Origin of the sequence: Castellaniella sp. (assembly GCF_049671645.1) — a bacterium.
In the GTDB taxonomy this organism is placed as follows: Bacteria; Pseudomonadota; Gammaproteobacteria; order Burkholderiales; family Burkholderiaceae_B; genus Castellaniella.
Window position 1 is genome coordinate 40,623 of the sequence record NZ_JBATVG010000003.1, and the last position, 26,354, is coordinate 66,976.

At 68.1% G+C, this 26,354-nt stretch carries 20 protein-coding genes; 1 reads left to right on the top strand and 19 read right to left on the bottom strand.

The window, feature by feature from the left end; genetic code table 11:
• Positions 1-10: 10 nt before the first annotated feature.
• The 19 genes from WBG56_RS00850 to WBG56_RS00940 form a co-directional block, all read right to left on the bottom strand.
• Positions 11-802, bottom strand: coding sequence for an ABC transporter ATP-binding protein (locus WBG56_RS00850; RefSeq protein ID WP_424264664.1), 792 nt, complete (start codon positions 800-802; stop codon positions 11-13).
• A gap of 362 nt (positions 803-1,164) precedes the next feature.
• Entirely contained in the window at positions 1,165-1,815 is a 651-nt protein-coding gene (locus tag WBG56_RS00855) for an MlaC/ttg2D family ABC transporter substrate-binding protein (protein WP_424264688.1), read from the bottom strand.
• 100 nt (positions 1,816-1,915) lie between these two features.
• Positions 1,916-2,758, bottom strand: a complete 843-nt coding sequence (locus tag WBG56_RS00860; protein WP_424264665.1) for an MlaA family lipoprotein — start codon at positions 2,756-2,758, stop codon at positions 1,916-1,918.
• 154 nt (positions 2,759-2,912) lie between these two features.
• Entirely contained in the window at positions 2,913-3,419 is a 507-nt protein-coding gene (gene mlaD, locus WBG56_RS00865; protein WP_424264666.1) for an outer membrane lipid asymmetry maintenance protein MlaD, read from the bottom strand.
• A 10-nt stretch (positions 3,420-3,429) separates the two neighbouring features.
• Entirely contained in the window at positions 3,430-4,218 is a 789-nt protein-coding gene (mlaE, locus tag WBG56_RS00870; protein WP_424264667.1) for a lipid asymmetry maintenance ABC transporter permease subunit MlaE, read from the bottom strand.
• A complete protein-coding gene (locus WBG56_RS00875) occupies positions 4,215-5,036 on the bottom strand; it encodes an ABC transporter ATP-binding protein (protein ID WP_424264668.1) in 822 nt (273 codons plus the stop codon). The genes mlaE and WBG56_RS00875 overlap by 4 nt, the downstream gene beginning before the upstream one ends.
• Before the next feature lie 89 nt (positions 5,037-5,125).
• On the bottom strand, positions 5,126-6,589 hold the full coding sequence (locus WBG56_RS00880) for a glutamate synthase subunit beta (protein WP_424264669.1): 1,464 nt from the start codon (positions 6,587-6,589) through the stop codon (positions 5,126-5,128).
• A 14-nt stretch (positions 6,590-6,603) separates the two neighbouring features.
• Positions 6,604-11,301 carry a glutamate synthase-related protein gene (locus WBG56_RS00885; protein ID WP_424264670.1) on the bottom strand — a complete coding sequence of 1,566 codons (4,698 nt, stop codon included), beginning with the start codon at positions 11,299-11,301 and terminating at the stop codon, positions 6,604-6,606.
• Between the two features lie 302 nt (positions 11,302-11,603).
• Positions 11,604-12,455, bottom strand: a complete 852-nt coding sequence (locus WBG56_RS00890) for a 2,3-dihydro-2,3-dihydroxybenzoate dehydrogenase (protein ID WP_424264671.1) — start codon at positions 12,453-12,455, stop codon at positions 11,604-11,606.
• Positions 12,452-13,123, bottom strand: coding sequence for an isochorismatase family protein (locus tag WBG56_RS00895; protein ID WP_424264672.1), 672 nt, complete (start codon positions 13,121-13,123; stop codon positions 12,452-12,454). The genes WBG56_RS00890 and WBG56_RS00895 overlap by 4 nt, the downstream gene beginning before the upstream one ends.
• A complete protein-coding gene (locus WBG56_RS00900) occupies positions 13,120-14,277 on the bottom strand; it encodes an isochorismate synthase (RefSeq protein ID WP_424264673.1) in 1,158 nt (385 codons plus the stop codon). Before WBG56_RS00900 ends, WBG56_RS00895 begins: the two co-directional genes overlap by 4 nt.
• Before the next feature lie 8 nt (positions 14,278-14,285).
• Positions 14,286-15,401, bottom strand: a complete 1,116-nt coding sequence (locus tag WBG56_RS00905) for a YncE family protein (RefSeq protein WP_424264674.1) — start codon at positions 15,399-15,401, stop codon at positions 14,286-14,288.
• Positions 15,398-19,447, bottom strand: a complete 4,050-nt coding sequence (locus tag WBG56_RS00910; RefSeq protein WP_424264675.1) for an amino acid adenylation domain-containing protein — start codon at positions 19,445-19,447, stop codon at positions 15,398-15,400. The genes WBG56_RS00905 and WBG56_RS00910 overlap by 4 nt, the downstream gene beginning before the upstream one ends.
• Entirely contained in the window at positions 19,444-19,695 is a 252-nt protein-coding gene (locus WBG56_RS00915; RefSeq protein ID WP_424264676.1) for a phosphopantetheine-binding protein, read from the bottom strand. The genes WBG56_RS00910 and WBG56_RS00915 overlap by 4 nt, the downstream gene beginning before the upstream one ends.
• Positions 19,696-19,712: 17 nt before the next feature.
• A complete protein-coding gene (locus tag WBG56_RS00920; protein WP_424264677.1) occupies positions 19,713-21,395 on the bottom strand; it encodes a (2,3-dihydroxybenzoyl)adenylate synthase in 1,683 nt (560 codons plus the stop codon).
• Positions 21,396-21,483: 88 nt separating this feature from the next.
• Complete coding sequence (locus WBG56_RS00925) at positions 21,484-22,212, bottom strand: 4'-phosphopantetheinyl transferase family protein (RefSeq protein ID WP_424264678.1); 729 nt, start codon at positions 22,210-22,212, stop codon at positions 21,484-21,486.
• Positions 22,213-22,238: 26 nt separating this feature from the next.
• Positions 22,239-23,435: an ABC transporter substrate-binding protein gene (locus WBG56_RS00930; protein WP_424264679.1), complete on the bottom strand. Its 1,197-nt coding sequence runs from the start codon at positions 23,433-23,435 to the stop codon at positions 22,239-22,241.
• 37 nt (positions 23,436-23,472) lie between these two features.
• Positions 23,473-24,255: an ABC transporter ATP-binding protein gene (locus tag WBG56_RS00935; protein WP_424264680.1), complete on the bottom strand. Its 783-nt coding sequence runs from the start codon at positions 24,253-24,255 to the stop codon at positions 23,473-23,475.
• Positions 24,256-24,274: 19 nt separating this feature from the next.
• Positions 24,275-25,330, bottom strand: coding sequence for a FecCD family ABC transporter permease (locus WBG56_RS00940; protein WP_424264681.1), 1,056 nt, complete (start codon positions 25,328-25,330; stop codon positions 24,275-24,277).
• Positions 25,331-25,384: 54 nt separating this feature from the next.
• On the opposite strand from WBG56_RS00940, the gene WBG56_RS00945 reads away from it, so the two are divergent.
• Positions 25,385-26,260, top strand: coding sequence for an alpha/beta hydrolase (locus WBG56_RS00945; RefSeq protein ID WP_424264682.1), 876 nt, complete (start codon positions 25,385-25,387; stop codon positions 26,258-26,260).
• Positions 26,261-26,354 lie beyond the last annotated feature (94 nt).

The window sequence follows — 26,354 nt, forward strand, 5'->3', positions numbered from 1 at the left end:
GCGAGATGGATCACAGTTCGGCCTCCAGCAGAGAGTCGTCGTGCATGATGTGGACGAACGCGTCTTCCAGGTCGGCGCCGCCGAACCGGGCCATCAGGGCCTGGGTGGTGTCCAGCGCCACGACGTGGCCGGATTTCAGCATGGCCACGCGTCCGCACAGGGATTCGGCCTCTTCGAGGTAGTGCGTGGTCAGCAGGATGGTGTGGCCCGCCTGGTTCAGGCGCGTGATGAAATCCCACAGCGTGCGACGCAGATCGACATCGACGCCCGCCGTGGGCTCGTCCAGGATGATGACGGGGGGGCGGTGCACCAGGGCCTGGGCCACCAGCACGCGGCGCTTCATGCCGCCCGACAGGGACCGCATGTTGGTGTCGGCCTTGTCCAGCAGGCCCAGGTTTTCCAGGATCTCGTCGATCCAGTCGTCGTTGCGCCGCAAGCCGAAGTAGCCGGACTGCAGGCGCAGGGTCTCGCGCACAGTGAAAAACGGGTCGTAGACGATTTCCTGCGGCACGACGCCCAGTGATTGGCGGGCGCGGCGGAAGTCGCCGACGACGTCGTAGCCGCAGACCCGGGCGCTGCCGGACGTGGCGTGCGCCAGGCCGGCCAGAATCGAAATCAGGGTGGTCTTGCCCGCCCCGTTAGGCCCCAGCAGGCCGAAGAATTCGCCATGCTCGATGGTCAGGCTGACATCGTGCAGCGCCTGAAAGCCGGCGGGCGCGGGGCGGCCCGTCAGCCGATCCCGCAGGGATCGCTGGGCCGGAGCGTAGATTTTGGAGACGTGTTGCAGGTCTAAGGCGGGCATGAGCAGACAATGGCGCCCCAAAATGGGCGCCATTAATCATTATAAGCGGTGATCGGCGGACGTTGTCTTGTTGAGTCGATTCGCGGCCGGGGGATGATGCAGGGGGCGGTGCGCCCTGTTCGGCGGTCCTCCCTGCGGTCGGACTGCCCGGCCCTTCTTCGTCCAGCCGGGCGGCGGGCGAACTCGCCGCTACGCGGCTCAGACACACCCGCCGACTTCCCCCGGCTTCCCTTCAGAAGCCGCCGGCGCCTCACACGGTTGCCCCGCCCCCTGCATCATCCCCCGGCCGGGTTTGCGGTTGGCGAGGCAAAAACCGTGTTTCATGCCCCAACAGCGGGCGTGTTAAGTATGCGCTATGCGGCCTACTGCCCGCTTTTCGCGTTCAGCGCCTTGATCAGCCCGTCGATGCCGTTGCGGCCGATTTCCTGGGCGAACTGGTTGCGGTAGTTCTGGATCAGCCAGATGCCTTCCACGTTCAGATCGTAGACCTTCCAGCCCGCGTCCGTCTGTTCCAACCGGTAGTCCACCCCGATGGGCGAGCTGTTGGGTTGGGACACCGACGTGCGCACCACCGCGTCGTCGGCCTGCTTGTCGCCCCGGAACGGCAGCAGCGTGATGGTCGTGTCCGGAGTCACGCGCGTGAATGCGCCGCTGTAGGTGCGGATCAGCGTGCCGGTGAAAGCCTTCACCAGATCGGCCTGCTGTTGGGCCGAGGCCTGGCGCCAGTAGCGGCCGGCGGCCAGGCGCGTGGTCTTGTTCATGTCCACGTAGGGCAAGGCGTATTGACGCACCAGGGCCGTGATGTGGCTGACGTCGCCCTTCAGCGCCAGGGGATCCGCCTTGACGGCGTCCAGCATGTTGTTGGCCACCGCGCCCAGGAACACGTCGGGCGTGGCCTTGGGGTCGACGGCGTGTTCGGCCTGGGCGGCGGGCAGGATGCCCAGCGCCAGGACGGCGCCCAGCAGGAAGGTCTGGGCCAGGCGGTACAGGTTCGACGGCAGGAAAGGCTTCATCATCATTCGGGGACTCCAGGGAGCGCCGGGGAAAACCCCCGGCGCCGGTTCGTCGCAGGCCCGGCCGCGGAACGGCCGGGGCCGGACGGTCCGGCGTGGGTCAATGGGCGGCTTGATCGTCCGGGTCTTCGTACACCGGCAGTGTGTCGGACGCCTTCGCGGACGGCGCCTGGTCCAGCGCGTCTTCGGTGCTGGCGCGTTCGCCTCGGGCCCGGCTATCCAGCATAGCCTTGCGGCGTTGCAAATAGGCGTCGCGGATGAAACTGTATTTGTCCAGGGCGATCTGGTCCACCAGACGGTCGGCTTCCAGCAGATTGGCGCGGGTGTCGACGATGTACAGGCCCAGGATGGAGTTGCGCACCGGCACGTTGTCGATGGTGAAGACCGCGGCGGCCGGGCTCGAAGGCACCGTCAGGGTGACTGCCGTGCCGACCCCGTCGCGCACCGTGCTGGGGCCCAGGAAGGGCAGGACGAAGTACGGCCCCTGGCCAAAGCCCCAGACGCCCAGCGTCATGCCGAAATCGTTGGGGACCTTGCGGGCGCCGTGCATCGAGGCGACGTCGATACAGCCGCCCAGGCCCGCCGTGGTGTTGAACAGCACGCGCCCGAACGTATCGACGAAATCGCGGCCGCGTCCCTGCAGCAGGCTGTTGATGCCGGACCAGACATCGCTCAGGTTGCCGAAGATGTTGTGGATGCAGGTGCGCACGGGGCGGGGGGTGACGGTTTCGTAGCCGGTGGCGATGGGCTTGAGCACCGCGCGGTCCACCGTGTCGTTGAAGGCGTACATGCCGCGGTTATACGATTCCCAGGGGTCGTTGGGCGAAGGGTGCGGCACCTGGGCGCAGCCCGCCATCAGCGCCACGGCCGCCAGGGCCAGGACGGTGCGTGTCGTGCGGCTGCGGCGGGGACAGGGTCGGTGCGGGTGGGCGGTCGTGGTCATGGAATCGGGGGCAGTGAGGGGGCAGGCGGCCAGGCCGTAGTTGCTGCGTATTGTAACCTTACCGGTCTTCATTGCCGGGAAAGGCGTCGCCGTCTTTCGACGCGCGGCTTGCGTGGACCGGGTCGCGGTCGGAGAAGGCGGCCCGGCCGGAGGGTCAGTGGGCGTCGCCGGCCGCGGGCGCTGCGGATGGCGCTGCAGCCGAGCCTTCTTTTTCAGCGGAGTTATACAGGAATTTGCTGATCAGGTCTTCCAGCACGACGGCCGATTGGGTGAACTCGATGGTACCGCCATCCGCCAGGTTCTTGTCTTCGCCGCCCGGAGTCAGGCCGATGTATTGTTCGCCCAACAGGCCGGAGGTCAGGATGGAGGCCGATGTGTCGGTCGGAAATTGATACTGTTTTTCCAGATCCACGGCCACGGTGGCCTGGAAGCGCTTGTTGTCGAAACTGATGGATGCCACCCGCCCGACGACGACCCCGCTGCTTTTCACGGGGGCGCGGGCCTTCAGGCCGCCGACGTTGTCGAAATGGGCCTGTACCCGGTAGGTGGGGGCGAAGGAGAAGGAGCTCATGTTGCCGGCTCTCAGGGCCAGGAACACCAGGGCGATCAGCCCCAGCAGAATGAACAACCCTACCCAGAAATCGGTTTTTTCGCGTGTCATGAAATGATCCTTAGTGCGCAAACATCAGCGCCGTCAGCAGGAAATCCAGTCCCAGCACGGCCAGCGCGCCGCTGACGACCGTGCGCGTGGTGGCGCGGGACACCCCTTCGGGGGTGGGCAGAGCGGTCCAGCCCTGGTGCAAGGCGATGAGCGTGACCACGACGCCGAACACCAGGCTCTTGATGACCCCGTTGAGCACGTCGTTGACGACGTCCACCCCGCCTTGCATCTGCGACCAGAATGCGCCCGGGTCGATGCCGATCAGCACTACCCCGACGAACCAGCCGCCCAGGATGCCGACCATGGAAAAGACGGCCGCCAGCACCGGCATGGCGATGACGCCGCCCCAGAAGCGCGGCGTGAGCACCCGGCGGATGGGGTCGACGGCCATGACTTCCATGGCGGAGAGCTGTTCGCCGGCTTTCATCAGGCCGATCTCGGCGGTCAGCGAGGTGCCCGCCCGGCCCGCGAACAGCAGGGCGGTCACGACCGGCCCCAATTCGCGGGTGAGCGAGAGCGCCACCAGCAGGCCCAGGGCTTCTTCCGAGCCGTAGCGGTTCAGGGTGTAGTAGCCCTGCAGCCCCAGGACGAAACCCACGAACAGGCCGGAGACGCCGATGATCAGCAGGGAATGGTTGCCGATGAAATGCACCTGCTGGGCCGTCAGCCTGGGACGGCGCCACAGGATGCTGCTGCGGGCCAGGATGGCCACGAACAGGCGGGCGAAGGCCCCCAGGCCGGTCAGTATGGAGACAAAGCCGTGGCCCAGCGCGGCGATGCGGCGCGATAGTGCGTTCATGCCATCCCCCGGCGGGCCGCCAGCCAGCGCTCGAAGGCGGGTGTCAGCGGGTAGTGGAAGCCGATCGGGCCATCCGGGCGGCCCTGAAGAAACTGCTGCAGATAGTCGTCCTGGGCGGCCGAGAGTTCCGCCGGCGTGCCCTGGGCCATCAGCCGCCCCTGGCCGATCAGGTAGACCTGGTCCACGATGGCGAAGGATTCCGCCACGTCGTGGGTGATCAGGATGGATGCGCAGCCCAGTTTATCGGTCATGTCGCGGATCAGTTGCGCGGTAATGCCCAGGGAAATCGGGTCCAGGCCGGCGAAGGGCTCGTCGTACAGGATCAGTTCGGGTTCCAGGACCACGGCGCGGGCCAGCGCCACGCGCCGCGCCATGCCGCCGGAGATTTCGGAAATGCGCAGGTGCGCCGCATGGCGCAGGCCGACGGCCTGCAGCTTGTCGAGCACCTTTTCGAGAATCTGCTGTTCGGAAATGCAGGTGTGTTCCCGCAAGGGGAAGGCGACGTTTTCAAAAACGTCCAGATCCGTGAACAGCGCGCCGCCCTGGAACAGCACCCCCATGCGTTGGCGGATTTCGCGCAGGGACTCGCCGCGCAGGTCGGCCATGCGGCGCCCGAATACGGCGATGTCGCCCGCCTGGGCCGGCAACTGGCCGGTGACGGCCCTAAGCAGCGTGGTTTTGCCCGACCCCGAGCCGCCCATCATGGCCACGACCTGCCCTGGCATGACTTGCAGGTCGATGTCGCGCAGCACCGTGAATTCGCCGTAGCCCAGCGAAACGCCGGCGAAGGTCACGAGAGGATCGGGGGCAGTGGTCATGGGGATGGGGTGGCCTCTTTCTATCAAAGGAATTGTACCTGCTGTGGCAGGGACGCCCACCCCCCGGGGGCAAGGACCCGTCCGGGCCCTCAACGCGGCAGCAGCGACGACCCCATCAGGTATTCATCCACGGACCGGGCGCATTGGCGGCCTTCGCGGATGGCCCAGACCACCAGGGACTGGCCGCGCCGCATGTCGCCGGCGGCGAAGACCTTGGCCTGCGAACTGCAGTAGTCATCGGTATTGGCCTGCGCATTGCCGCGGCTGTTGACTTCGACGCCGAAGGCGTCCAGCACCGAGCGCACCGGCGAGACGAAGCCCATGGCCAGCAGGATCAGGTCGGCCTGGATCTCGAAGCGCGAATCCTTGACCTCGCGCATCTTCATCTGGCCGGTGGCCTTGTCCTTCAGCCATTCCAGGCGAGTGGCCACCAGCTTTTCGACTTTGCCGCCCTTGCCCTCGAATGCCTGGGTGCCGACGGCCCAATCGCGCTGGCAGCCTTCCTCGTGGGACGAGGACGTGCGCAGCTTGATGGGCCAGTACGGCCAGGTGAGCATCTTGTTTTCTTCCTCAGGCGGGCGGAACATCAGTTCGAACTGCGTGACCGATGCCGCGCCCTGGCGGTTGCTGGTGCCCACGCAGTCCGACCCGGTATCTCCGCCGCCGATGACCACCACATGCTTGCCTTTGGCGCTGATGGGCTTGGCGATGCGGTCGCCGTGATTGATCTTGTTCTGCTGGCGCAGGAAATCCATGGCGAAATGCACGCCGCGCAGCTCGCGGCCCTCGACGGGCAGATCCCGAGGCTGTTCGCTGCCGCCCGCCAGGACCACGGCATCATGCAGAGCCAGCAGTTCGTCGGGGGTGATGACGGTCAGTCCGTCATCGGCGTCCTCGGCCCGGCCGACGTAGGTGGACGGGAAGAATTCCACGCCTTCGGATTCCATCTGCGCCAGGCGCCGGTCGATGTGGGTCTTTTCCAGCTTGAAGTCGGGGATGCCGTAGCGCAGCAGCCCGCCGATGCGGTTGCTTTTCTCGTAGACCGACACGCTGTGGCCGGCCCGGGCCAACTGCTGGGCGCAGGCCAGGCCCGACGGGCCCGACCCCACGATGGCGACTTTCTTGCCGGTCTTGCGGGCCGGCGGCTGTGGGACGACCCAGCCTTCCTGCCAGCCGCGCTCGATGATGGTGTGCTCGATGGACTTGATGCCCACCGCCGTATCGTTCAGATTCAGGGTACAGGCGGCCTCGCAGGGCGCGGGGCAGATGCGGCCCGTGAATTCCGGGAAGTTGTTGGTGGACAACAGCGTGTCCAGTGCGCGTTTCCAGTCCTGCTTGTAGACTAGGTCGTTCCAGTCGGGGATGATGTTGTTGACCGGGCAGGCGTGGGTGCAGAACGGGACGCCGCAGTCCATGCAGCGGGCGCCCTGGATGCGGGCTTCCTCGTTCGTCAGCGGCGAGACGTATTCCTTCCAGTGGCGCAGCCGGCTTTCGGGCGCTTCGTAGGCCGGCTTGACCCGGTCGAATTCCATGAAACCAGTGATTTTTCCCATGATGCGGTATTCCTTCAGGCGGCCAGGGCGCGGGCCTGGGCGGCTTGCCACAGTTCGCCCAGGGCGCGGCGGTATTCGGTCGGGGTGACTTTGACAAAGGCGCGGCGGGCCTGATTCCAGTCGTCCAGGATTTCCCGGGCGCGGAAGCTGCCCGTGTGGCGGAAATGGTTTTCCACCAGACGGCGCACGATGGTCTCGTCGGTCTCACGCTCGCTGTCGCGGCTCTGGTGGTGCCAGAACTGGACATCGCCGGCTTGCCGCTGGGCTTCGTGAGTGCTCATGGGGTCGAGCAGCACCATGTCCGGGTTGCAGCGCCGGGCGAAGACCTGTTCAGGGTCCCAGACGTAGGCGATGCCGCCCGACATGCCGGCGGCGAAGTTGCGTCCGGTTTCCCCCAGGACGACGACGGTGCCGCCCGTCATGTATTCGCAGCCATGATCGCCCGTGCCTTCGACGACCGCGACGGCGCCGGAATTGCGCACGGCGAAGCGTTCGCCCGCCACGCCGTTGAAGTAGGCCTCGCCGCCGGTGGCGCCGTACAGCACCGTGTTGCCGGCAATGATGTGGTCCGGGCCAAAGCCCCGGAAGTCATTGGGCGAGCGCACGATCAGGCGGCCGCCCGACAGGCCCTTGCCGACGTAATCGTTGGCCTCGCCCACCAGATCCAGTGTGACGCCGTGCGCCAGGAAAGCGCCGAAGCTTTGGCCGGCTGCGCCGTTGCACTGGATATGGATGGTGTCGTCGGGCAGGCCTTCGTGGCCGTAGCGTCGGGCCACTTCGCCCGAGAGCATGGCGCCGATGGTGCGGTTGCGGTTGCGCACCGGCGTGATGAAGGATACTTTTTCGCCACGCTCCAGGGCCGCTTTGCTGCGCTCGATCAGCTGATGGTCCAGGGCATGGGCCAGGCCGTGATCCTGGGCGTCGGTGTGGCGCACGGGATCGTCGGTCTTCACCTGGTGGAAGATGCGGCTGAAATCCAGGCCATGCGCTTTCCAGTGGCTGATGCCTTTGCGCATGTCCAGCAGATCCACGCGGCCGATCAGTTCGTCGAAGGTGCGGATGCCCAGTTGCGCCATGATCTCGCGGACTTCTTCGGCGACGAAGAAGAAATAGTTCACGACGTATTCGGGCTTGCCGTTGAATTTCTTGCGCAGCACGGGGTCCTGTGTCGCCACGCCGGTCGGGCAGGTGTTCAGGTGGCATTTGCGCATCATCACGCAGCCCTCGACGATCAGGGGCGCCGTGGCGAAGCCGACTTCGTCGGCGCCCAGCATGGCGGCGATGGCGACGTCGCGCCCGGTCTTCATCTGGCCGTCGGCCTGCACGCGGATGCGGCTGCGCAGGCGGTTCAGAACCAGCGTCTGCTGGGTTTCCGCCAGGCCCAGTTCCCAGGGGATGCCGGCGTGCTTGATGGATGACACGGGGGATGCGCCCGTGCCGCCGTCGTGGCCGGCGATCACCACGTGGTCGGCCTTGGCCTTGGCCACGCCGGTGGCGACCGTGCCCACGCCGACTTCGGCGACCAGCTTCACGGAAATGGACGCGCGGTCATTGACGTTCTTCAGGTCGTGGATGAGCTGGGCCAGGTCTTCGATGGAATAGATGTCGTGGTGCGGCGGGGGCGAGATCAGCCCCACGCCCGGCACGGAGTAGCGCAGCTGGGCGATGTAGTCCGTGACCTTGTGGCCCGGCAACTGGCCGCCTTCGCCGGGCTTGGCGCCCTGGGCCATCTTGATCTGGATCTGGTCGGCGCTGCACAGGTATTCGGCCGTGACGCCGAAACGCCCCGAGGCCACCTGCTTGATGCGCGAACGCAGCGAGTCGCCCGCCGCCAGCGGAATGTCGGCCACGATGCGGTCTTTGCCCAGGACCGAGGCGATCGTATCGCCCTTGCGCACCGTCGGTTTGCCGGCCCGCATTTCGGCGCGGTAGCGCAGGGCGTCTTCGCCGCCCTCGCCCGTGTTGGATTTGCCGCCGATGCGGTTCATGGCCACGGCCAGCGTGGCATGGGCCTCGGTGGAAATGGAACCCAGCGACATGGCGCCGGTGGCGAAGCGCTTGACGATGTCCTTGGCGGGCTCCACTTCCGACAGCGGAATGGCCTGGGCCGGATCGACGCGGAATTCAAACAGGCCGCGCAGCGTCATGTGGCGGCGCGACTGGTCGTTGATCAGCTGGGCGTATTCCTTGAAGGTGGAATAGTTGTTGGCCCGGGTGGCGTGCTGCAGCTTGGCGATGGAATCGGGCGTCCACAGGTGTTCCTCGCCCCGGACGCGGAAGGCATAGTCGCCGCCTTCGTCCAGGCGGTCGGCCAGCACGGGGCTGTTGCCGAAGGCCGCCTGGTGCGTGCGCAGCGATTCTTCCGCCACCTGGAAGATGTCGATGCCCTCAATGTTGCTGGGCGTGCCGGTGAAGTATTTCTTCACCAGGCTGCTGTGCAGGCCGACAGCCTCGAAGATCTGCGCCCCGGTGTAGGACATGTAGGTCGAGATGCCCATCTTGGACATGACCTTTTTCAGGCCTTTGCCGATGGCCTTGATGTAGTGTTCCGTGGCGTCGGGGATGTCCTTTTCCATGCCGGCCAGGGTTTCCAGGGCCAGCCAGGGGTGGATGGCTTCCGCCCCGTAGCCCGCCAGCAGGGCGAAGTGGTGCGTTTCGCGGGCGGACCCGGTTTCTACCACCAGGCCGGTCTTGGTGCGCAGGCCGGCGCGGATCAGGTGCTGGTGGATGGCGGAGGTCGCCAGCAGCGCCGGGATGGCGACGCGCTCGGCGTCGACCTTGCGGTCGCTCAGCAGCAGGATGTTGTTGCCGCTGCGCACAGCGTCGGCGGCGGTGGCGCACAGGGACGCCAGGCAGGCCTCGATCCCTTCCCGGCCCCAGGCGAACGGGTAGGTGATGTCCAGTTCGCAGCAACGGAACTTGTCGTTGGTCTGGCGGCTGATGTGGCGCAATTGCGCCATGGCGGCCAGGTCAAGCACGGGCTGGCTGATTTCCAGCCGCAGCGGCGGGTTGACGTTGTTGATGTCCAGCAGGTTGGGCTTGGGGCCGATGAAGGATACCAGCGACATCACCAGCTGCTCGCGGATCGAATCGATGGGCGGATTCGTCACCTGGGCGAACATCTGGCGGAAGTAATGATAGAAGGGCTTGGGCCGGTCCGACAGCACGGTCAGCGGCGCGTCGTTGCCCATGGATCCGATGGCTTCCTGGCCGGTGCTGGCCATGGGCTCCAGGATGAACTTGATGTCTTCCTGGGTCCAGCCAAAGGCTTGCTGGCGGTCCAGCAGGCTGGCGGCGGGCTCGGGCAGATCGTCGGCCTTCAGGGCCGGCAGGTCGTCGAGCCGCATGCGCAGGCGCTGGATCCACTGCGGGTAGGGATGGGCGTTGGCCAACTGCGCCTTGATTTCCTCGTCTTCGATGATGCGGCCCTGTTGCAGGTCGATCAGCAGCATCTTGCCCGGCTGCAGGCGCCATTTCTTGACGATGCGGTGCTCGGGAATCGGCAGGGTCCCGGCTTCGGATGCCAGGACCACCATTTTGTCGTCGGTGATCAGGTAGCGGGCCGGGCGCAGGCCGTTGCGGTCCAGCGTGGCGCCGATCTGGCGGCCGTCCGTGAAGGTGACGGCGGCCGGCCCGTCCCAGGGTTCCATCATGGCGGCATGGTATTCGTAGAATGCGCGCCGGGACTCGTCCATGTCAGCATGCTGTTCCCAGGCTTCCGGGATCATGATCATCATGGCGTGGGCCAGGGAATAGCCGGACATGACCAGCAATTCCAGGCAGTTGTCGAACGTTGCCGTATCCGACTGGCCTTCGTAGACGATGGGGTAGAGCTTGCCCAGGTCGTCGCCCAGCACGGCGGACGCCATCACGCCCTCGCGCGCGCGCAACCAGTTGAAGTTGCCCTTGACCGTGTTGATTTCGCCGTTGTGCGCAATCATGCGGTAGGGGTGGGCCAGGGGCCAGGCCGGGAAGGTGTTGGTGGAAAAACGCTGGTGAACCATCGCCAGGGCCGATGCCACGCGGGTGTCGGTCAGGTCGCGGTAGTACACGCCGACCTGGCTGGCCAGCAGCAGGCCCTTGTAGACCACGGTGCGCACCGAGATCGAAGGCACGAAGTATTCCTGGCCGTGAGCCAGCTGCATGCGCTGGATGGCGTGGCTGGCCGTCTTGCGGATGACGTAGAGTTTGCGCTCCAGCGCATCGGGCACCATGATGTCCGGGCCCCGGCCGATGAACAGCTGGCGGATGATGGGTTCGCAGGCGCGCACCGTGGGCGACATGTCCATCTCGTGATCGATGGGCACGTCGCGCCAGCCCAGCACGACCTGGCCTTCGTCGCGCACGGCGCGTTCCAGCTCGCGCTCGCAGGCCAGGCGGGATGCGGTTTCCTTGGGCAGGAAGACCATGGCCACGCCGTAGTCGTCGGGCGGGGGCAGGGTGACGCCCTGGCCGGCCATGTCCTCGCGGTACAGTTGATCGGGGATCTGGATCAGGATGCCCGCGCCATCGCCCATCAGTTCGTCGGCGCCCACCGCGCCCCGGTGATCCAGGTTTTCCAGGATCTTCAAAGCCTGCTGGATGACGGAATGGCTTTTGTGGCCTTCGATGTGGGCCACGAAGCCCACGCCGCAGGCGTCGTGTTCATATTCGGGGTGGTAAAGACCCTGGGCGGCCGGCAGGCCGGGGGGACAGGAAGCAGGGTGGGTCATGGCAGGGCTCGCGAGACTGAATTGCGGATACCACCGTCGTCCGGTGGAATCAGGAAGTTACGCCGCCAAGCCCCTGTCGACAATAGGTTTTTATATGATGCGTCCCTATTTATAAAGATGTTGATGATTATTGATTAATAATAGGGACACATCAAATACGATGAAAATATAACGCTAATAATGGCGGATCGTAGTGTGCTTGCAGGGAAAACCCTGATTGAGTCCGGGCAGATATTCTTGATCAGGCCAATGCCGCCCGGGCCGCTCCGTCGCGGACCCGGGCGGCGGGAAGCCATGAGCGCTCAGCCCTGATCCAGGGTTGCGCCGCCATCTACGCGCAGATCGTGCAGGGTGATGTGACTGGCCCGATCCGACAGCAGGAACAGCACGGATGCGGCGATTTCGTCGGGGGTGGCGATCTTGCCCAGCGGGATGCCCAGGCGCCAGTGCGCGGCGTCTCCCTGGATGACGGTTTCGCGGGAACTGCCCAAAGCCCACATGGCCTGCTGCATGGCGGTGTCCGTCGACCCCGGCGAGACGATATTCACGCGAATGCCGTGCGGCGCCAGCTCCAGGCCCAGGCAGCGGCTGAATTGCGTGACGGCCGCCTTGGAGGCGGCATACGCGGCCATGCCGGCTCGAGGGGTGGCGGCGGCGTTTGAACTGACCGTGACGATGGCGCCGGCGCGGCGTTCGCGCAGGCCGCGGGCGACGGCGCGGCAGACGTGGAAAACCCCGGTGGCGTTGACGTCGAAGCAATGCTGCCATCGGGTGTCGTCCAGGTCGACGACCTCGCCCATTTCCAGCACGCCCGCGACGCTGGCCAGGCCGTCCAGCGGTCCGAGGGCCGCCTGGGCCTGCGCGACAACGTCTTCGACCTGGGCGCCGTTGCGCACGTCCAGGGGGGCCGTCCAGAGCCGGGACGCCGGCTGGGCGTCGGCCGCCGCGCGCAGGGCGAGCAGCCCGTCCGCCTGCAGATCGACGGCGGATACCCGGGCGCCCTGCGCCAGCAACTGCCGGGCGACGGCCGCGCCGATGCCGCTGGCGGCGCCCGTGACCAGGATGTGGCGGCCGTGAAAGCCGCCTTGCGCCGGAGCGGCGGCATCCGTAATAGGCGCTGCCGCGGGTGTCTGGATGTCCGGAACCTGGATCATATTGTGGCCTTTTGGGGTGTCGTTGCCGTTGTATCCGGCAGTGCGTCGAGAATCTGATCGGTGGTCAGGCTGGCGCCGCAGTTGCGCGAGACGTGGCGGATGGCCATCTGATGGTCCTCCAGACTGAAATCCGCGCAGGCGTCCAGCGCCAGGAAGGGCTGCACGCCTTGCATGAAGGCCTCCAGGGCGGTGCTCAGGCAGCCGATATGGGCATAGACGCCCGTGATGATCAGCTGATCGCGGCTCAGGTCCGCCAGCCGCTGGCGGAAGTCGGAGCGCTGGAATGCGCTGTAGCGCCATTTCGTCAGGACCGTGTCCCGGGGCCCTGGTCGCAGGGCGGCGACGATGCCCGCGCCGGCCTGCTGGTCCGGGGCGGTCAGGCCCGGGCCCCAGAAATCGTTCAGCAGCGCCCGGTCTGCAGCCGGTTGCACGGGGGGCTGCGCGGTATAGAACACCGGAATATTCAGGGCGTCGCAACGCGCGCGCAGGCGGGCGATGGCAGCGACCAGGTCGGGGATCGGCGCTTGGGCGACATCGTATTTGCCCAGGAAATAATCCTGCATGTCGTGGATCAGCAGCGCGGCGCGACGGGCTTCGGGCCGCCAGTTCACGCGGTTGCTCGCCGGGCCGGCCGGCATGGGGTAGGAAGGTAGCGAGGGAATGCTCATGGGGCGGACTCCAGGCCCAGCGCATCCAGGATGGTGCGCAGTTTGTTGCCGGTTTCGATGCGTTCCTGTTCGGGCACCGATCCGGGAACGATGCCGGCGCCGGCGTACAGGGTGACGGCGTGGCCCGCCGTCTGGGCGCAGCGGATGGCGACCGACCATACGCCGTCGCCGCGCGCGTCGCACCAGCCCACGGCGCCGGCGAAATAGCCGCGTTCGAAGGGTTCGATGTCGGCGATGGCCCGGCGGGCCTCGGCGGTGGGCAGGCCGCAGACGGCGGGAGTGGGGTGCAGGGCGATGGCCAGATCCAGCGCGGTGACGCCGGGGTCGGCCAGTTCGCCGATGATCGGGGTGCCCAGGTGCCAGAGGCGGGCCGTCGATGTCAGGCTGGGGCGGGCGGGAATGTCCAGGGTGCGGCACAGCGGACGCAGGACGGCGTCGATAGCTTCGACCACCACGGCGTGTTCGCGCAAGTCCTTGGGCGAGTCCAGCAGCGTCTGCCCGAGGCGTGCGTCCGTATCGGCGTCCGGGTGGCGGGCGGCGGTGCCTGCCAGGGGGTGCACGTGGACCTGCCGGCCTTTGCGCCGCACCAGCAGTTCGGGGCTGGCGCCGACGAAGTAGCCGCCGTCCGCGTCCAGCGGCATGGCGTAGGTGTAGCCATGCGGGTTGCGCTGCCACAGGCGTCCGATCAGGCGGGGCAGGTCGACGGGCCGGGTCAGCTCCAATTGCAGCGTGCGGGCGAGGACCAGCTTGCGCAGCGGCGGTTCGCCAGCCAGCCGCGTCAGGGCGTCGCGCACGCCCTGTTCGTATTGCGCGCTCGTGGGGTGTTCCCGGCTATGCAGAATGGCCGGCAGCTTGGCCGCCGGCAAAGCCAGGGGGGCCTGTGTGCGGACCCAGTCTCGGGGCACCTGCAACCGCGCGGGCCGGTCGGGGTCGTAGGGCAGCAGCCCCAGCAGCACGGGGGCGGTTTGCGCGCCGGCCGCGTCGGCCAGCAGTCCGGCCGCCCGGGCGCTGACGTCGCCCCTGGTTTCCGCATGCAGCAGGCAGCCGCGTCCGTGCAGGATCTCGTCCTGCGAGGCGAACAGACTGTCGCCGGGCAGGAAGCCGGATGCGGCGACCGGCCCGGCGTCCTGATCGGGAATGATTCGGCTCGGCATGTCCATGATCAGCGGCGGGCCTCGATGCGGACCAGGCGATCGCTGCGCGGGTCGTTCTTGCTTTTCTTGACCAGCGCCCAGGCGACGCCCTGCGGATCGATGGCGATGTGGTTGGGGGCGGATCCGGTGGCGATCTGCGCCTGGACGATTCCCGCGTCATTCAGGACCGTGATGGTGCCCGCGCCCCGGTTGGCCACGTAGGCCAGTCGGTGCAGCGGGTCGAAGGCCACGTTCAGGGCGCCCGCGCCGGTCGGCACATGTTGCAGCACTCGGCCGTCACGCGCGTCCAGCACCGTGACATCCCCCGATTTCTGGGCCGCGACGTAAAGGCGCTGCGTCCGGCCGTCCACGGCGATGCCCGAGGCGCCCTGGGCGCCGGGCACGGCATAGCGGGCGACCTGACGGCCGGTGGCCGTATCAACGGCGAAGACTTCGGCGGTGTTCAGGCTGACGGCGTACAGACGCCGGTGTTCGGCATCCAGGGCCAGGCTCATGAGCTTCGGGGCCTCGCCCGCGCCTGTCAGGCCGATGCCGGGCAGCGCCTGCAGCGTGGCCGTGTCGAACACGTGGATCGTATTGCCGGCAGGCGAGGATACGTAGGCGCGGTTGTGCGCGGCGTCGATCAAGGCGTCGCGGGCATGGGGCGCGGCGTTGTCGGGAAACTGTTTGACCAGGGCCAGGTCCGCCTGCCGGTAGACGGTGGCCGAGCCGCTGCGGGTATTGGTCGTCCAGATCTGTCCATGGACGTCGTCCACTGCGATGCCGTAGGCGGCCTGGATCTGCCCATCCTGGCGGCTGGCCTGCGGGGCGGGCGTGATCGCGGCCTCGATGCGCTGATCCGCCGGGTTGAACTTCACGATGCGAGATTCGCGCACGGGCGGGCGGCCCACGGCGCTGGCGACGTACAGGCGTTGCGATTGCGCGCTGTAGGCGCTTTGATAGAGGCCGGGCACCAGGTCGATGGCTTGGGCCTGGAAGGTCCAGACGGGCGCAGCGGTCGACGCGCCCGCCGGCGCGTCCGGGGGCGGCGCGGCGCAGCCCGCCGCCAGACCCAGCATGGCGCTGGCGAGGATCAGTTTCGCGGTGCGGTTCAGGCGATGGCGCGCGGTCGGGGTCGAAGTCATGCGGTTTCCTTGTTCGATGTCGGGGCGGAGTAGGGAGGGGCGGATGCCGGGCCGGTCGCTGCGCCGTCGTTGGCGGCCAGGCTGGCGTCCAGGATGGGGGCGATGCGGGAGATGGCATCCGCGCCCGGGAGAGCGGCGTGCGTGGCGCTGACGGCATATGTCGTCAGCGTGTCGACGTGGGGTTGCCAGGAGTGGGGATTCAGGCCGGCATTGCCGTGTTCCAGCGCAGCCTGGAAGTGCAGCACTTCGCCGGCGTAGGGCGTGTGCCGGTGGCCGCGCACCAGGCGATTGGTGCGGCCGACTGTGTCGAAGACGGCGTCCAGCCGGGCGTTGGACAGTTCCCCCAACGGGTGTTGGCCTTTCCGCAGGAAGGCGATGACACCGGCGCGGTTCATCTGGTCCGGCGCCAGCGCCTGGGGGTCGGCCCCGGCGATGTGCAGCAGGGCTTTGTACAGATCTTCGGGGGCGGGGTCGGGGCGGCCGCGCCAGGATTCGCAGGGGTAGGCGTCCAGCAGCGCCACCGTGCCGACGGCCTGGCCTCGATGCTGCAGTTCGACCGCCACCGCGTGCGCGAGAATGCCGCCCACGGACCAGCCTGCCAGATGGTAGGGGCCGGCGGCCTGCAGTGATTGCAGCAGATCGGCATAGCCGCTGGCCATGTCCGCCAGGTTGTCGCTGACGGGGCTGTCGTCCAGCGCCAGTGCGGCCGCCTGGATGCCGTGGACCGTGCGTGGCGCCGCCAGGGCGCGGGCCAGGACGCCGTAGCACCAGGCCAGGCCGCCCGCCGGGTGGATGCAGAACAGCGCTGGACGGCCCGGGGCCTCGCGCAGCGTCACGACCGGACCGAACCCGGCCTGGACCGCCGGGGCGGGGCTGTCCGTCAGGGCGTCCAGGTGGGCCGCCAGGCGTGCGATGGTCGGGTACTGGAACACGGTGCCCAGGGACACGTCGTGGGCGCCGCGCAGTTGCAGGGCCAGCCGGGCCGCCAGCAGGGAATGGCCGCCCAGGGCGAAGAAGTCGTCGTCCGCGCAGGGGCTGTCCGACAGGCCGAGGACGGCCTGGACCTCGCGGGCGACGCGCCGTTCCGTGGCGGTGCGCAGCGGCTGTCCGGCCCCTTGGCGCGTCTGCGCGGGGACGGGCAGGGCTTTGCGGTCGAGCTTGCCATTGGCGGTCACGGGCAGGCGGGGCAGGAAGATCCAGGCCGATGGCACCATGTAGTCCGGCAGCAGCGCCGATGTGTGGGCCGCCAGGGCGTCCGCGTCCGGCGCGTGGCCGGGTTCGGCCACCAGATAGGCCGCCAGCAGCGCGTGGCCAGGCAGGTCCTCGCGGGCGAGCACGGCGGCCTGCGCGATGTCCGGCCGGGCGGCCAGGATGGCTTCGATCTCGCCCAGTTCGATGCGCTGGCCGCGCAATTTGACTTGATGATCCAGGCGGCCCAGGTAGACGATGGCGCCGTCTTCGCGGCGCGTGGCCAGGTCGCCGGTCGCGTACAGGCGGCCCTCCGGCAGCCCCGGCGGGGCGGGAATGAAGCGTTCGGCCGTCAGGTCCGGCCGGCCCAGATAGCCGATGGCCAGTTGCCGGCCGCCCAGGTAGAGCTGGCCCGGCGTGCCGGGAGGCGCGGGCCGCAGCAGCGCGTCCAGCACGTGCAGTCGGGTGTTCCAGACCGGCCGGCCGATGGGGATGGGCTGGCTGGTGTCGGCGGCGTGGGCATCCCAGTATGAAACGTCCACGGCGGCTTCCGTGGGGCCGTACAAATTGTGCAGTTCAGCCTGCAGGGTGCGGTGGAAGCGGTCGCGCAACGCGGCCGGCAGGGCTTCGCCGCTGCAAAAGACCAGCCGCGCCCTCAGGCCCCGGGCGGCGGGTTCTTCCAGGATCGCCGCCAGCATGGACGGTACGAAATGCAGCACCGTGATCGCGTGCGCCCGGATCAGGCGGCACAGCCAGACGGGGTCGCGATGGGCGTCCGGCGGGGCCACCACCAGGCGGGCGCCGCTGAGAAAGGGCAGGAACAGTTCCCAGACCGACACGTCGAATGTCGCGGGTGTTTTTTGCAGAATGCGGTCGGCCGGGCCGATGGCGTAGTGTTCCCGCATCCATTCCAGGCGGTTGACGATGGCGGCATGCGGCACGATCACGCCTTTGGGCATGCCGGTGGATCCGGATGTGTAGATGACGTAGGCCGGGTCTTCGGGGGTTGCCGCGCGCGCAGGCGTGGCGGTTGCTCGGGGAGGATCCAGTTCATCGGCGGCGGCCAGGTCCGCCACGGATAGCGGCAAGGTGGGCAGTCCTTGGCATAGCGCGGCCGGTCCGATCAGGGCGCAGGCCTGCGCGTCGCCCAGGATCTGGCGCAGGCGCGCCGCGGGCTGTCGCGGGTCGAGCGGCAGGTAGGCGGCGCCGCTGCGCAGGATGGCCAGCAGGCACAGCACCCGTTCGGCGGATCGCGGCAGGGCCACGGCCACGCGGGCGCCCGGTCGGGCGCCGGCTGCCCGCAGGCGCCGCGCGGCGGCGTCGGTCCAGGCGTCGATGTCGGCGTAGCGCCAGTCCCGCGCGCCTTCCTCTGCGTCCTGCAAGCCGATGCGCTCCGGGTGCGCGCGCAATTGCGTGTGGATGCGCGACCAGAGCGTGCCTTCGGGCACCGGATGATCCGTGCGGTTGGGCGCCAGCGCCCAGCGTTCGTGTTCGGCGGGCGTCAGGGTGGCCACGTCCGCCAGGCTGGCGGCGCTCAGGGCCGCCGACAGAAAGGCGGTCAGCCTGTCCAGGTGCGCTTGCGCCTGGACTGCGGTGTAGAGATCCGGATTCGCCTCGATTTCGATGCGCAGGTCGTTGCCATCCGGGGCGGCGCGGAAGCTGATCGTCAGGTCTTCGACCGGCCCGGTGCATAGCACGGCTTGCGAGGCGTCCAGACCGGCCGCCGCATAGGGGGCGTCGAAGGGCAGCACATTCAGGATGGGGCCGTGCAGGCGCGGCTGGCCGCCGGGCAGCGCCAGATCGCGGCGCAGGTGTTCCGCACGGTAGCGGCTGTGGCGGCGCAGGCCGCGCAGCGCGCGGGCGGCCTCGGTCAGCAGATCGGACAGCGGCGCGGTTTCATCCAGCGCGCAGACCCAGGGCACCACATTCATGGTGGTGGCCACGGCGCGGGCGCTGCGGCTGCCCAGCCGCCCCATGGCGGGCACGCCCACCACGCAGTCGGCCGGCCCCTGGTGGCGCGCCACGTAGGCCGCCCCCAGAATCGTCAGGATATCGGGCCAACTGACATCGGTCACGGCTTCCTGCGCCTGCAGGGTCCGGATCAGCGCCAGGGGCGCTTCTTGTTCCCGGCGCAGGCAGGTCGCCGCGCTGAGCGCGGCGCGCGCCGTCAGGCTGGTCGCGGGCACATGGTGTTCGCAGTGCGCCCGCCAGAATGCGCGGGCCCGGTTGCGGGCTTCGCCGCCGCGCCAGGCCTGGTCTTCCTCCCAGACGGCCGCCAGCGGCGTCAGGGGGGCGTCCCGTGAGGCGTCTTGGCCCTGGGCGGCGTACAGGCGGGTGGCGCGGCTTTCGATCAGCGCCATGCCGTAGCCGTCGGCAGCCAGATGGTGGACGCGCTGGTACCAGAGCGCCAGTGACGGGCCGCATAGAAACAGTATCTGGCGCGATAGCGGGTCGGTCAGAGGGTCGACCGGCCGCTTCTGGTCGGCGCGGATCCAGGTCAGGGCGTCTTGCTGGGCTCGGTCTTGCGCCCGATCGCGCAGATCCCGGATTTCCAGGCGCGGCGTGCGCGCCGCATCCAGGGCCTGCATCGGGCCGGCCGTCCCTTCCGTGAATCGCAGCGACAGGGATTGGGCCTCGGCCAGCGCCTGATCGACGGCGCGCGCGAAGCGGGGCACGTCCAGCGGACTGCGCAGCGTCGTGCAATGAGCCGGATTGAAAATGGGGTTGGCCGGGTCCAGGCGTTGGGCGTACCACAGGCCTTCCTGGGCTTCGGTCAGCGGCGCCCAGGCCAGGCCTATCGTGTCCGCGGCGGACGGTTCCGAGGAGGAGGCCGATGACGGCGCGATGTCGGCAGTCATGCTCGGCCGGCGTCGGTCCGGGCGGCGCCGGACACCAGGGCCCACCATTGGCCCAGCGTGGCCTCGACCGCCAGGTCGGCGAATTCCACTTGGGCGCCCGCTTCGCGCCATTGAGACGCCAGTTTCATCAAACGCATCGAATCCAGGCCCAGGTCCATCAGATTGTCGTCATCCAGGATGTCTTCGGGGGCTTCATGCAGCATGCGGGCGATGTCGGCGCGCATGCGTTCCAGGGTCAGGCTGCTCATAGGGGAAGAAAAAGTGATTATTGAGAAACCGGTGCGGCGGGCGGCCGCGGGGCATCGGCCTGCTGCGCCAGCAATTGAGCCCGCAGGTCGGCGCGCAGGGCCTTGCGGCTGATCTTCAAGGCGGCGGTGGAGGCGAATTGGGTGACGAACACGATCTGGTCGGGCACCTTGAAATCGGCGATGCCGCGCCCGCGTATCCACTTCTTCAACTCGGCCGGACGCGGCCTGTCGCCTTTCGGGATGATGAAGGCGCAACTGCGTTCGCCCAGGTATTCGTCGGGAACCGACACGACGGCGGCGTCGAAGACCTGCGGGTGCGCCAGCAGGTGATCTTCGATCTCCTCGGCCGAGATCTTTTCCCCTGCCCGGTTGATGTGATCGCCCGCCCGGCCCTGGACCTCCAGGTAGCCCTCGGGCGTCATGCGCACGATGTCGCCGGTGCGGTAATAGCCGTCTTCCGTGAAGGATCGCGCATTGGCGGAAGGGTTGTCGTGATAGGCGCGGATGGTGTAGGGGCCGCGCGTCAGCAGGTTGCCGGCCTGACCGGGCGCCACCGGATGGCCGTCGTCGTCCAGGATCAGGATTTCGTCGTCGGGGCTGATCGGGCGGCCCTGGGTGTGGATGATCAGATCGTCCGGGTCGTCCAGCCGCGTGTAATTCACCAGGCCCTCAGCCATGCCGAAGACCTGCTGCAGCGTCGCGCCCAGCACCGGGCGGACTCGGCGGGCGATTTCCGCCGATAGTTTCGCGCCGCCGACCTGGATGGTTTGCAGGCTGCCCAGATCGCGGGGCGTCGCCGGGGCCAGGTCCAGCCATTGCAGCAGCAGCGGCGGCACCAGGCTGGTGACGGTGACGCGTTCGCGTTCGATCAGCGCGAAGGCGGATTCCGGGTCGGGCGAGGGGCTGAGCACCACGCGCCCGCCGGCGTACAGCGTGCCCAGGAAGCCGGGCGAACTCATGGGGAAATTGTGCGCGATGGGCAGCGCGCCCAGGAACACGGAGTCCGGCCCCAGGCCGCAGATGCGGGCGGATTCCCGCAGGGTGTAGATGTAGTCGTCGTGCGTGCGCGGGATCAGCTTCGACAAGCCCGTGCTGCCGCCTGAAATCTGCAGGAAAGCCACGTCGGATCCTTGCGATACGGTCGCGGGGATGGCGCCGCCGTCGGCCGCGTACAGGGATTCCAGAGAGGAAAATTCTCCGGCGTCTCCGCTGAGCCAGATCTGTTCGACGGCCGGGCAGCGGCTGCGCAGCTCGGCAGCCAGGGCGCGATGGTCGAAACCGGCATGGGTGGCCGCAGCCACGTAGGCGCGCGCGGCCGAGCCCTGAGCGAAGTGGGCGATTTCCGTGATGCGATGAGCGGGCAACGCATACACGGGAATCAGGCCCGCGCGAAACAGGCCCATGACCACGCCGATGAAATCGGGGATGTTGGGCAGGTGCACCAGCACCCGGTCGCCACGCCGCAGGCCGGACCGCAGAAAGCCCGCCGCCAGGGCGGATGCCCGGCGGTCCAGTTCGGCGTAGGTCCAGCGCTGTCCGCCGCCGATCACCGCGATGGCATCCGGATGTGCGGTTGCGCGTTCCCGCAACCAGGCGCCGAAGGTCTCGTTGCGCCAGTGGCCCGCCGCCCGGTAGCGGTCGGCCAGAGCGGTCGGCCAAGTCTGGCTGGGAGCGTGAGGATGTGAGTTATTGATGCTCATGATAATGAGAATGATTACATTTCATGAGTATAGAGAAAATCCGGGATCGCGGTCCAGTGCTTGTCCCAAAATCGGGTCCGGAACCTGTCTACGTCGGGGTTCCGGGGCCGGCCAGCCAGGCGTCCAGGTCCAGGCGTGTCAGTCGCCAATCGTCTCGTGGCGCCGGAAGGCTGACAGCGGCGCAGTGCGCGGGCGATGTCCAGAGCAGCCGGACGTGCTGGCCGCAGACCTCGGGGGGGCCGGCGACTTGCTGCCAGCCCTGGCCGCACGCTTGCAGGCGCAACCGCCCGGGTTCGATCAACAAGCCCTGCCCGCACGCCTTGAGCACGGCTTCGCGACAGACCCATTCGGCGCAGAATGCCTGCGTATCTAGGGTCGGCGCCTCCGATCCGCCGGCTCGGAAGACCTCGGATCGATCCGGCTCACGGCCCGTTGCGAAGCGGAACAGTGCGACGTCCACCGAGTCGGGGCAGGTTTCCACATCCACCCCCAGCGCGTGCGGGCCGACTGCAACCAGCACCTGATCGCCGCTGTGGGCGATGCTGAAATGCCAGGCGGGCGCGGTGCCGGGCGCCGCGGCCAGCAGCGGCTTGCCGTGCAGGCCGGTCGTCAGGGGGACGCGTTCGGGACTCAGGTCCATGCGCGAGGCCAGCAGGCGGCGCGCCAGCGCCCGGCCCAGCAGGCTGCGCAAGCGGTCCTGCGGCTGGCGCAGGCGGGCGATCCATTGCCATTCCGCATCCGGCAGGTCGCGCCGCAGGCGCTGCGCCTGCTCCTCGTCGGGCAGACCGCGCAAGGCGACGATCCAGGGGGCGGTCACGGCCGCTGTCTCGTTCGGGCGGGGCGTCAGGGCTTCAGGTTCACCAGGTAAGTGCCTTCCAGGGGCACCGCCAGGAACTGGCGGTTGATCTCGCGCAGGGTCCCGGCGGGGTCGATGTCGGCGAAGCGGTCCGGGTGGATCCAGTGGGCCAGGGCCTCGATGAAGACCACATGCAGCGGCGAATCGTTGAAGGCATGCCAGATGCCGTGGCTGTTGCCCGACCGCGCGGCCGGCAGGGCGTCCAAGTGGTTGGCCTGGATCAGGCGCTGCAGGCTGGCGTGCGCGTCGGCCTCGCTGACCCCCGCGCCGATGGCCAGCCCGGTTTTCGGGTTGGATCCGGTGCCGGTCGCCACGTACACCTGCGGGGCGCGCGCGTTGATGTATTCGAAATTCAGCTTGCCGGTAGCGGTTTTCAGCACGTCGGCGCCGATGTTGTGTCCCCCGGCGTACTGGACCATTTCATTGAAGGTCCCCACGCCCGGCGAATTGCAGCAGTCCGTGACGCCCGCATGGGCGTGGACGAAGACGGGTGGACGCCGGTCTTCGGGCAGGTCGGCCAGGCGTTGCGAGATGGTGCGCATATGGCGCTCGTAAAACCGGATGAAGGCCTCGGTTTGCGCTTCGTGGCCGATGGCCGCGCCCAGGGCGCGCAGGCTGGGCACCGTGTTCTCCAGGGGGCGCATGAAAAAATCGATGACGATGACGGGCACGCCGGCCGCGTCCAGGCGGCGGATGATCGGCGATTCCTCGGCCGGCTGGCCCTGCATCAGGCCGGCGAAGGATGCCGTCATCACGACCAGATCGGGGCGCAGCCCCAGCGTGCGTTCGACCGAAAAAGATTCCGCCGTGTGACGCCCGACGACAGGGACGTCCGCCAGACTGGGAAAGCGCTTCAGGGCGGCCCGGTAGTCCGGGGCGAAGGACGTTCTGAACTCATCGGACCAGCCGGCCAGGATCGCGGCCGGGTCCGGCGTCAGCAGGGACAACACCTGGAAATGCCGGGCCTGGGCCAGGACGATGTGCCGCGCGGGGCCGGGCAGGGTCACGGTGCGGCCCAGCACGTCCGTCACAGTGATGGGGGCGGCTGCGGTCGGGGCAGCCCACGCGGCCGACAGCGCCAGCAGCAGCGCCGCCAGCAGGGCGCGGGCGCGCTCCAGCCGCGAACCGGGCCGGGCGTGATGGCGGGTCGGGAGGGCGCCGCGGCGGAACTCAGGGGAAGACATGATGGTCGGTGCCTTGGGGACAGGAGTGTTCGGAGCGTCAGGCGGCGGGCTGGCACAGCCCGTCGATCAGCACGTGGCGCAGGCCGCGCGAGCAGGTTTCCACGCGGGCGTCCACCTGATAGACCTGCGCCAGCGCGTCGGGCGTGATGACGGTGTCAGGGCTGCCATGGCCGACCAGCTCGCCCGCCTGGATCAGCAGGGCGTCGTCGCTGCGTTGCAGGGCGATGTTCAGGTCATGCAGGACGATCAATGTCGTCAGGCCGTGTTCCTGCGTTTCCTGGCGCAACAGATCCATGACGTGGCATTGGTAGTTCAGGTCCAGGGCCGACAGCGGTTCGTCCAGCAGCAGCAGGCGCGGGGTGCGGATCAGGGCCTGGGCCAGTCCGGCCAGTTGCTTTTGTCCGCCGGACAACTCGTCCAGATAATGCATGGCCAGGTGTTCGATGCCCAGACGCGACAGGACGTCCAGGATGCGCTGGGGGCTGGCGTCCTGCGCCTGGGGCGCCAGGTCCGACGCCCGGGCCGCCACCAGCACGGACTCGAACACCCGCAGATGCACCGATGCCGGCAGGGATTGCGGCAGATAGACGACTTGCTGGGCGCGCTGTTCGAAGGACAGGCGGGTCAGGTCCTGGCCGTCCAGCAGCACCTGGCCGTGGGATTTGAGCAGCCCGGCGATGGCCTTGAGCAGGGTGGATTTGCCGCTGCCGTTTGGACCCAGCAGGGACACCACCCGGCCGGGAGCCAGGGGGCCGGCCGTCAACTGGCGGATGATGGCCTGGCGGCCATAGGCAACGGAGAGGTCCTGAATCTGCAGCATGGTCAGGGAAGTTTTGAGTTCATTTGACTTGCCGGCGCAGGACGACGGACAGGAAAAACGGGACGCCGACCAGCGAGGTCACGATGCCCACCGGCACGATGATGCCCGGCACGATGTTCTTCGAGGCGATCGAGGCCAGCGACAGGATCGTGCCGCCCACCAGGGCGCTGCCCGGCAGGTAGAAGCGGTGGTCCTCGCCGAACAGACGCCGGGCAATGTGCGGGGCGATCAGGCCGACGAAGCCGATGGTGCCGACGAAGGACACCGCCAGCGCCGCCAGGATGCTGATGCGCACCAGCGCGGTCAGCCGCAGGCGCGGCACGTCGATGCCGAAGCTGGCGGCGCGGTCCTCGCCCAGGCGCAGCGCGGTCAGCTTCCAGGTGTCGCGCAGCGACATCGGCAGCAGCAGCGCGATCGCCAGCAGCAGGATGCCCAGTTTCGGCCAGGACGAGCGCGCCAGGCTGCCCATGGTCCAGAACACCAGGCCCTGCAGGGCCTCGGCGCTGGCGACGAACTGCACCAGCGACACGGCGGCATTGAAGGAAAACACCAGCGCGATGCCGAACAGGATCAGTCCGGACGTGCTCATGGCGCCCCAGCGGGCGACCAGGTCCAGCAGCAGGGCGGACACGAGCGCGAAGACGAAGGCATTGGCCGCCACCATCCACGATTGCGGCACGCCGGGCAGCGACAGGCCCAGCACGATGGCCAGCGACGCGCCGAAGGCGGCGGCCGACGAGATTCCCAGCGTGAAGGGACTGGCCAGGGGGTTGTTCAGAATGGTCTGCATTTCTCCGCCCGCCAGACCCAGCGCCAGGCCCACGGCCACCGCCATCAGGGCGTAGGGCAGGCGGATGTCCCAGACGATCACGCGGGTGGTCGGGTCGGCCTGTCCGGGCTGGAACAGCGCGTGGCTGAGTTCGGCCCAACCCAGGCCGGATGGCCCCAGCATGAAGTCCGCCAGGATCGAGGTCAGGATGACCAGTCCCAGCAAGGCGACCAGCAGCCAGCGGCGGCGCAGCAGGTGCTGGTAATGCTGCAAGGTGGCGGGAGGGGCGGCTTCGCTGATGTTCATGAATGAGAAACGTTTACAATTGCGCCAGTATAGAGGATCGAGGGCGGCTGCGTCATGACGGCATTTTCTTCGGAGTTCACCCAGTCGCTGCCGGATGGCCGCCGCTGCGTCGTGCGGCTGGCCGTGCCGCAGGGGTTGATGCCGGCGGAGGGCTGGCCGGTCGCCTATGTGCTGGATGTCAGCCAGTTTGAAACCATGTGCCGGACCGCCGGCGCGGATGGGCTGCCAGGGATCCTGGTCGGACTGGCGCCCCAGGCGCCGGCGCAGCGGGTCTGGGACTACCCGCCGCGGGGCTGGGCCGCGGGTTTCGCCGCCGAAGCGTCCGGCGCGCGGCCGCTGGCCGGTCCGGCGGGGTTCCAGGGCCCCGGCCCGTTGCCGGCAGGGACGCAAACCGGAGCCGCCCGCTGGCTGCGCGTGCTGGATACGGTCCGCATCCGGGTGGCGGCCGATTTCCGGCTGGATCCGAGTCGCCAGGTGCTGGCCGGGCATTCGCTGGGGGCGATGTTCGCGCTGTACACGCTGCTGCATCGACCGCGCGCTTTTGACGGTTATGTGCTGTCCAGCCCTTCGGTGTGGTGGGGGCAGGGCTATGTCCGGCGCCTGATGCGAAGGCGCCTGGCCTGGTTGGCCGGGCAGGGAGCGCCGCGCCTGGGTGTCTCATTGACGGTGGGGGAATATGAACAGAGCCTCAGCCCCCAGGAAATGAGTCTGAGCGCCGACGAGCGGGAACAGCAGCAGGTCAAACGCAAGCGTCGCGCCATGGTGGATGGCGTGCAGGCGCTGGCGGGAGATCTGGCCGCCTGCCCCGGCCTGCGCTTGCGCCATGCTGTGCTGCCGGGTCACATCCATCGGACTGCGCCGCAGGACGCGCTGATGGCGGGGTGGCGGTGGTTGTTGGCGGATGGCGCGGGGGATGCGGAGCCGGATTGAGGACTGATCGCGTCTCTGGTGTTATAGTCTTGTAATCGAGATTCATTCTCATTACTAATAACTGAGTCTTGCAGATTGCCGTCGGCCTTCTGCG

What these genes read in the sequence shown, in the direction of transcription:
- WBG56_RS00850 (WP_424264664.1), bottom strand. Translation starts at nt 802, where the DNA reads ATGCCCGCCTTAGACCTGCAACACGTCTCCAAAATCTACGCTCCGGCC.
- WBG56_RS00855 (WP_424264688.1), bottom strand. Translation starts at nt 1,815, where the DNA reads ATGAAGCCTTTCCTGCCGTCGAACCTGTACCGCCTGGCCCAGACCTTC.
- WBG56_RS00860 (WP_424264665.1), bottom strand. Translation starts at nt 2,758, where the DNA reads ATGACCACGACCGCCCACCCGCACCGACCCTGTCCCCGCCGCAGCCGC.
- mlaD (WP_424264666.1), bottom strand. Translation starts at nt 3,419, where the DNA reads ATGACACGCGAAAAAACCGATTTCTGGGTAGGGTTGTTCATTCTGCTG.
- mlaE (WP_424264667.1), bottom strand. Translation starts at nt 4,218, where the DNA reads ATGAACGCACTATCGCGCCGCATCGCCGCGCTGGGCCACGGCTTTGTC.
- WBG56_RS00875 (WP_424264668.1), bottom strand. Translation starts at nt 5,036, where the DNA reads ATGACCACTGCCCCCGATCCTCTCGTGACCTTCGCCGGCGTTTCGCTG.
- WBG56_RS00880 (WP_424264669.1), bottom strand. Translation starts at nt 6,589, where the DNA reads ATGGGAAAAATCACTGGTTTCATGGAATTCGACCGGGTCAAGCCGGCC.
- WBG56_RS00885 (WP_424264670.1), bottom strand. Translation starts at nt 11,301, where the DNA reads ATGACCCACCCTGCTTCCTGTCCCCCCGGCCTGCCGGCCGCCCAGGGT.
- WBG56_RS00890 (WP_424264671.1), bottom strand. Translation starts at nt 12,455, where the DNA reads ATGATCCAGGTTCCGGACATCCAGACACCCGCGGCAGCGCCTATTACG.
- WBG56_RS00895 (WP_424264672.1), bottom strand. Translation starts at nt 13,123, where the DNA reads ATGAGCATTCCCTCGCTACCTTCCTACCCCATGCCGGCCGGCCCGGCG.
- WBG56_RS00900 (WP_424264673.1), bottom strand. Translation starts at nt 14,277, where the DNA reads ATGCCGAGCCGAATCATTCCCGATCAGGACGCCGGGCCGGTCGCCGCA.
- WBG56_RS00905 (WP_424264674.1), bottom strand. Translation starts at nt 15,401, where the DNA reads ATGACTTCGACCCCGACCGCGCGCCATCGCCTGAACCGCACCGCGAAA.
- WBG56_RS00910 (WP_424264675.1), bottom strand. Translation starts at nt 19,447, where the DNA reads ATGACTGCCGACATCGCGCCGTCATCGGCCTCCTCCTCGGAACCGTCC.
- WBG56_RS00915 (WP_424264676.1), bottom strand. Translation starts at nt 19,695, where the DNA reads ATGAGCAGCCTGACCCTGGAACGCATGCGCGCCGACATCGCCCGCATG.
- WBG56_RS00920 (WP_424264677.1), bottom strand. Translation starts at nt 21,395, where the DNA reads ATGAGCATCAATAACTCACATCCTCACGCTCCCAGCCAGACTTGGCCG.
- WBG56_RS00930 (WP_424264679.1), bottom strand. Translation starts at nt 23,435, where the DNA reads ATGTCTTCCCCTGAGTTCCGCCGCGGCGCCCTCCCGACCCGCCATCAC.
- WBG56_RS00935 (WP_424264680.1), bottom strand. Translation starts at nt 24,255, where the DNA reads ATGCTGCAGATTCAGGACCTCTCCGTTGCCTATGGCCGCCAGGCCATC.
- WBG56_RS00940 (WP_424264681.1), bottom strand. Translation starts at nt 25,330, where the DNA reads ATGAACATCAGCGAAGCCGCCCCTCCCGCCACCTTGCAGCATTACCAG.
- WBG56_RS00945 (WP_424264682.1), top strand. Translation starts at nt 25,385, where the DNA reads ATGACGGCATTTTCTTCGGAGTTCACCCAGTCGCTGCCGGATGGCCGC.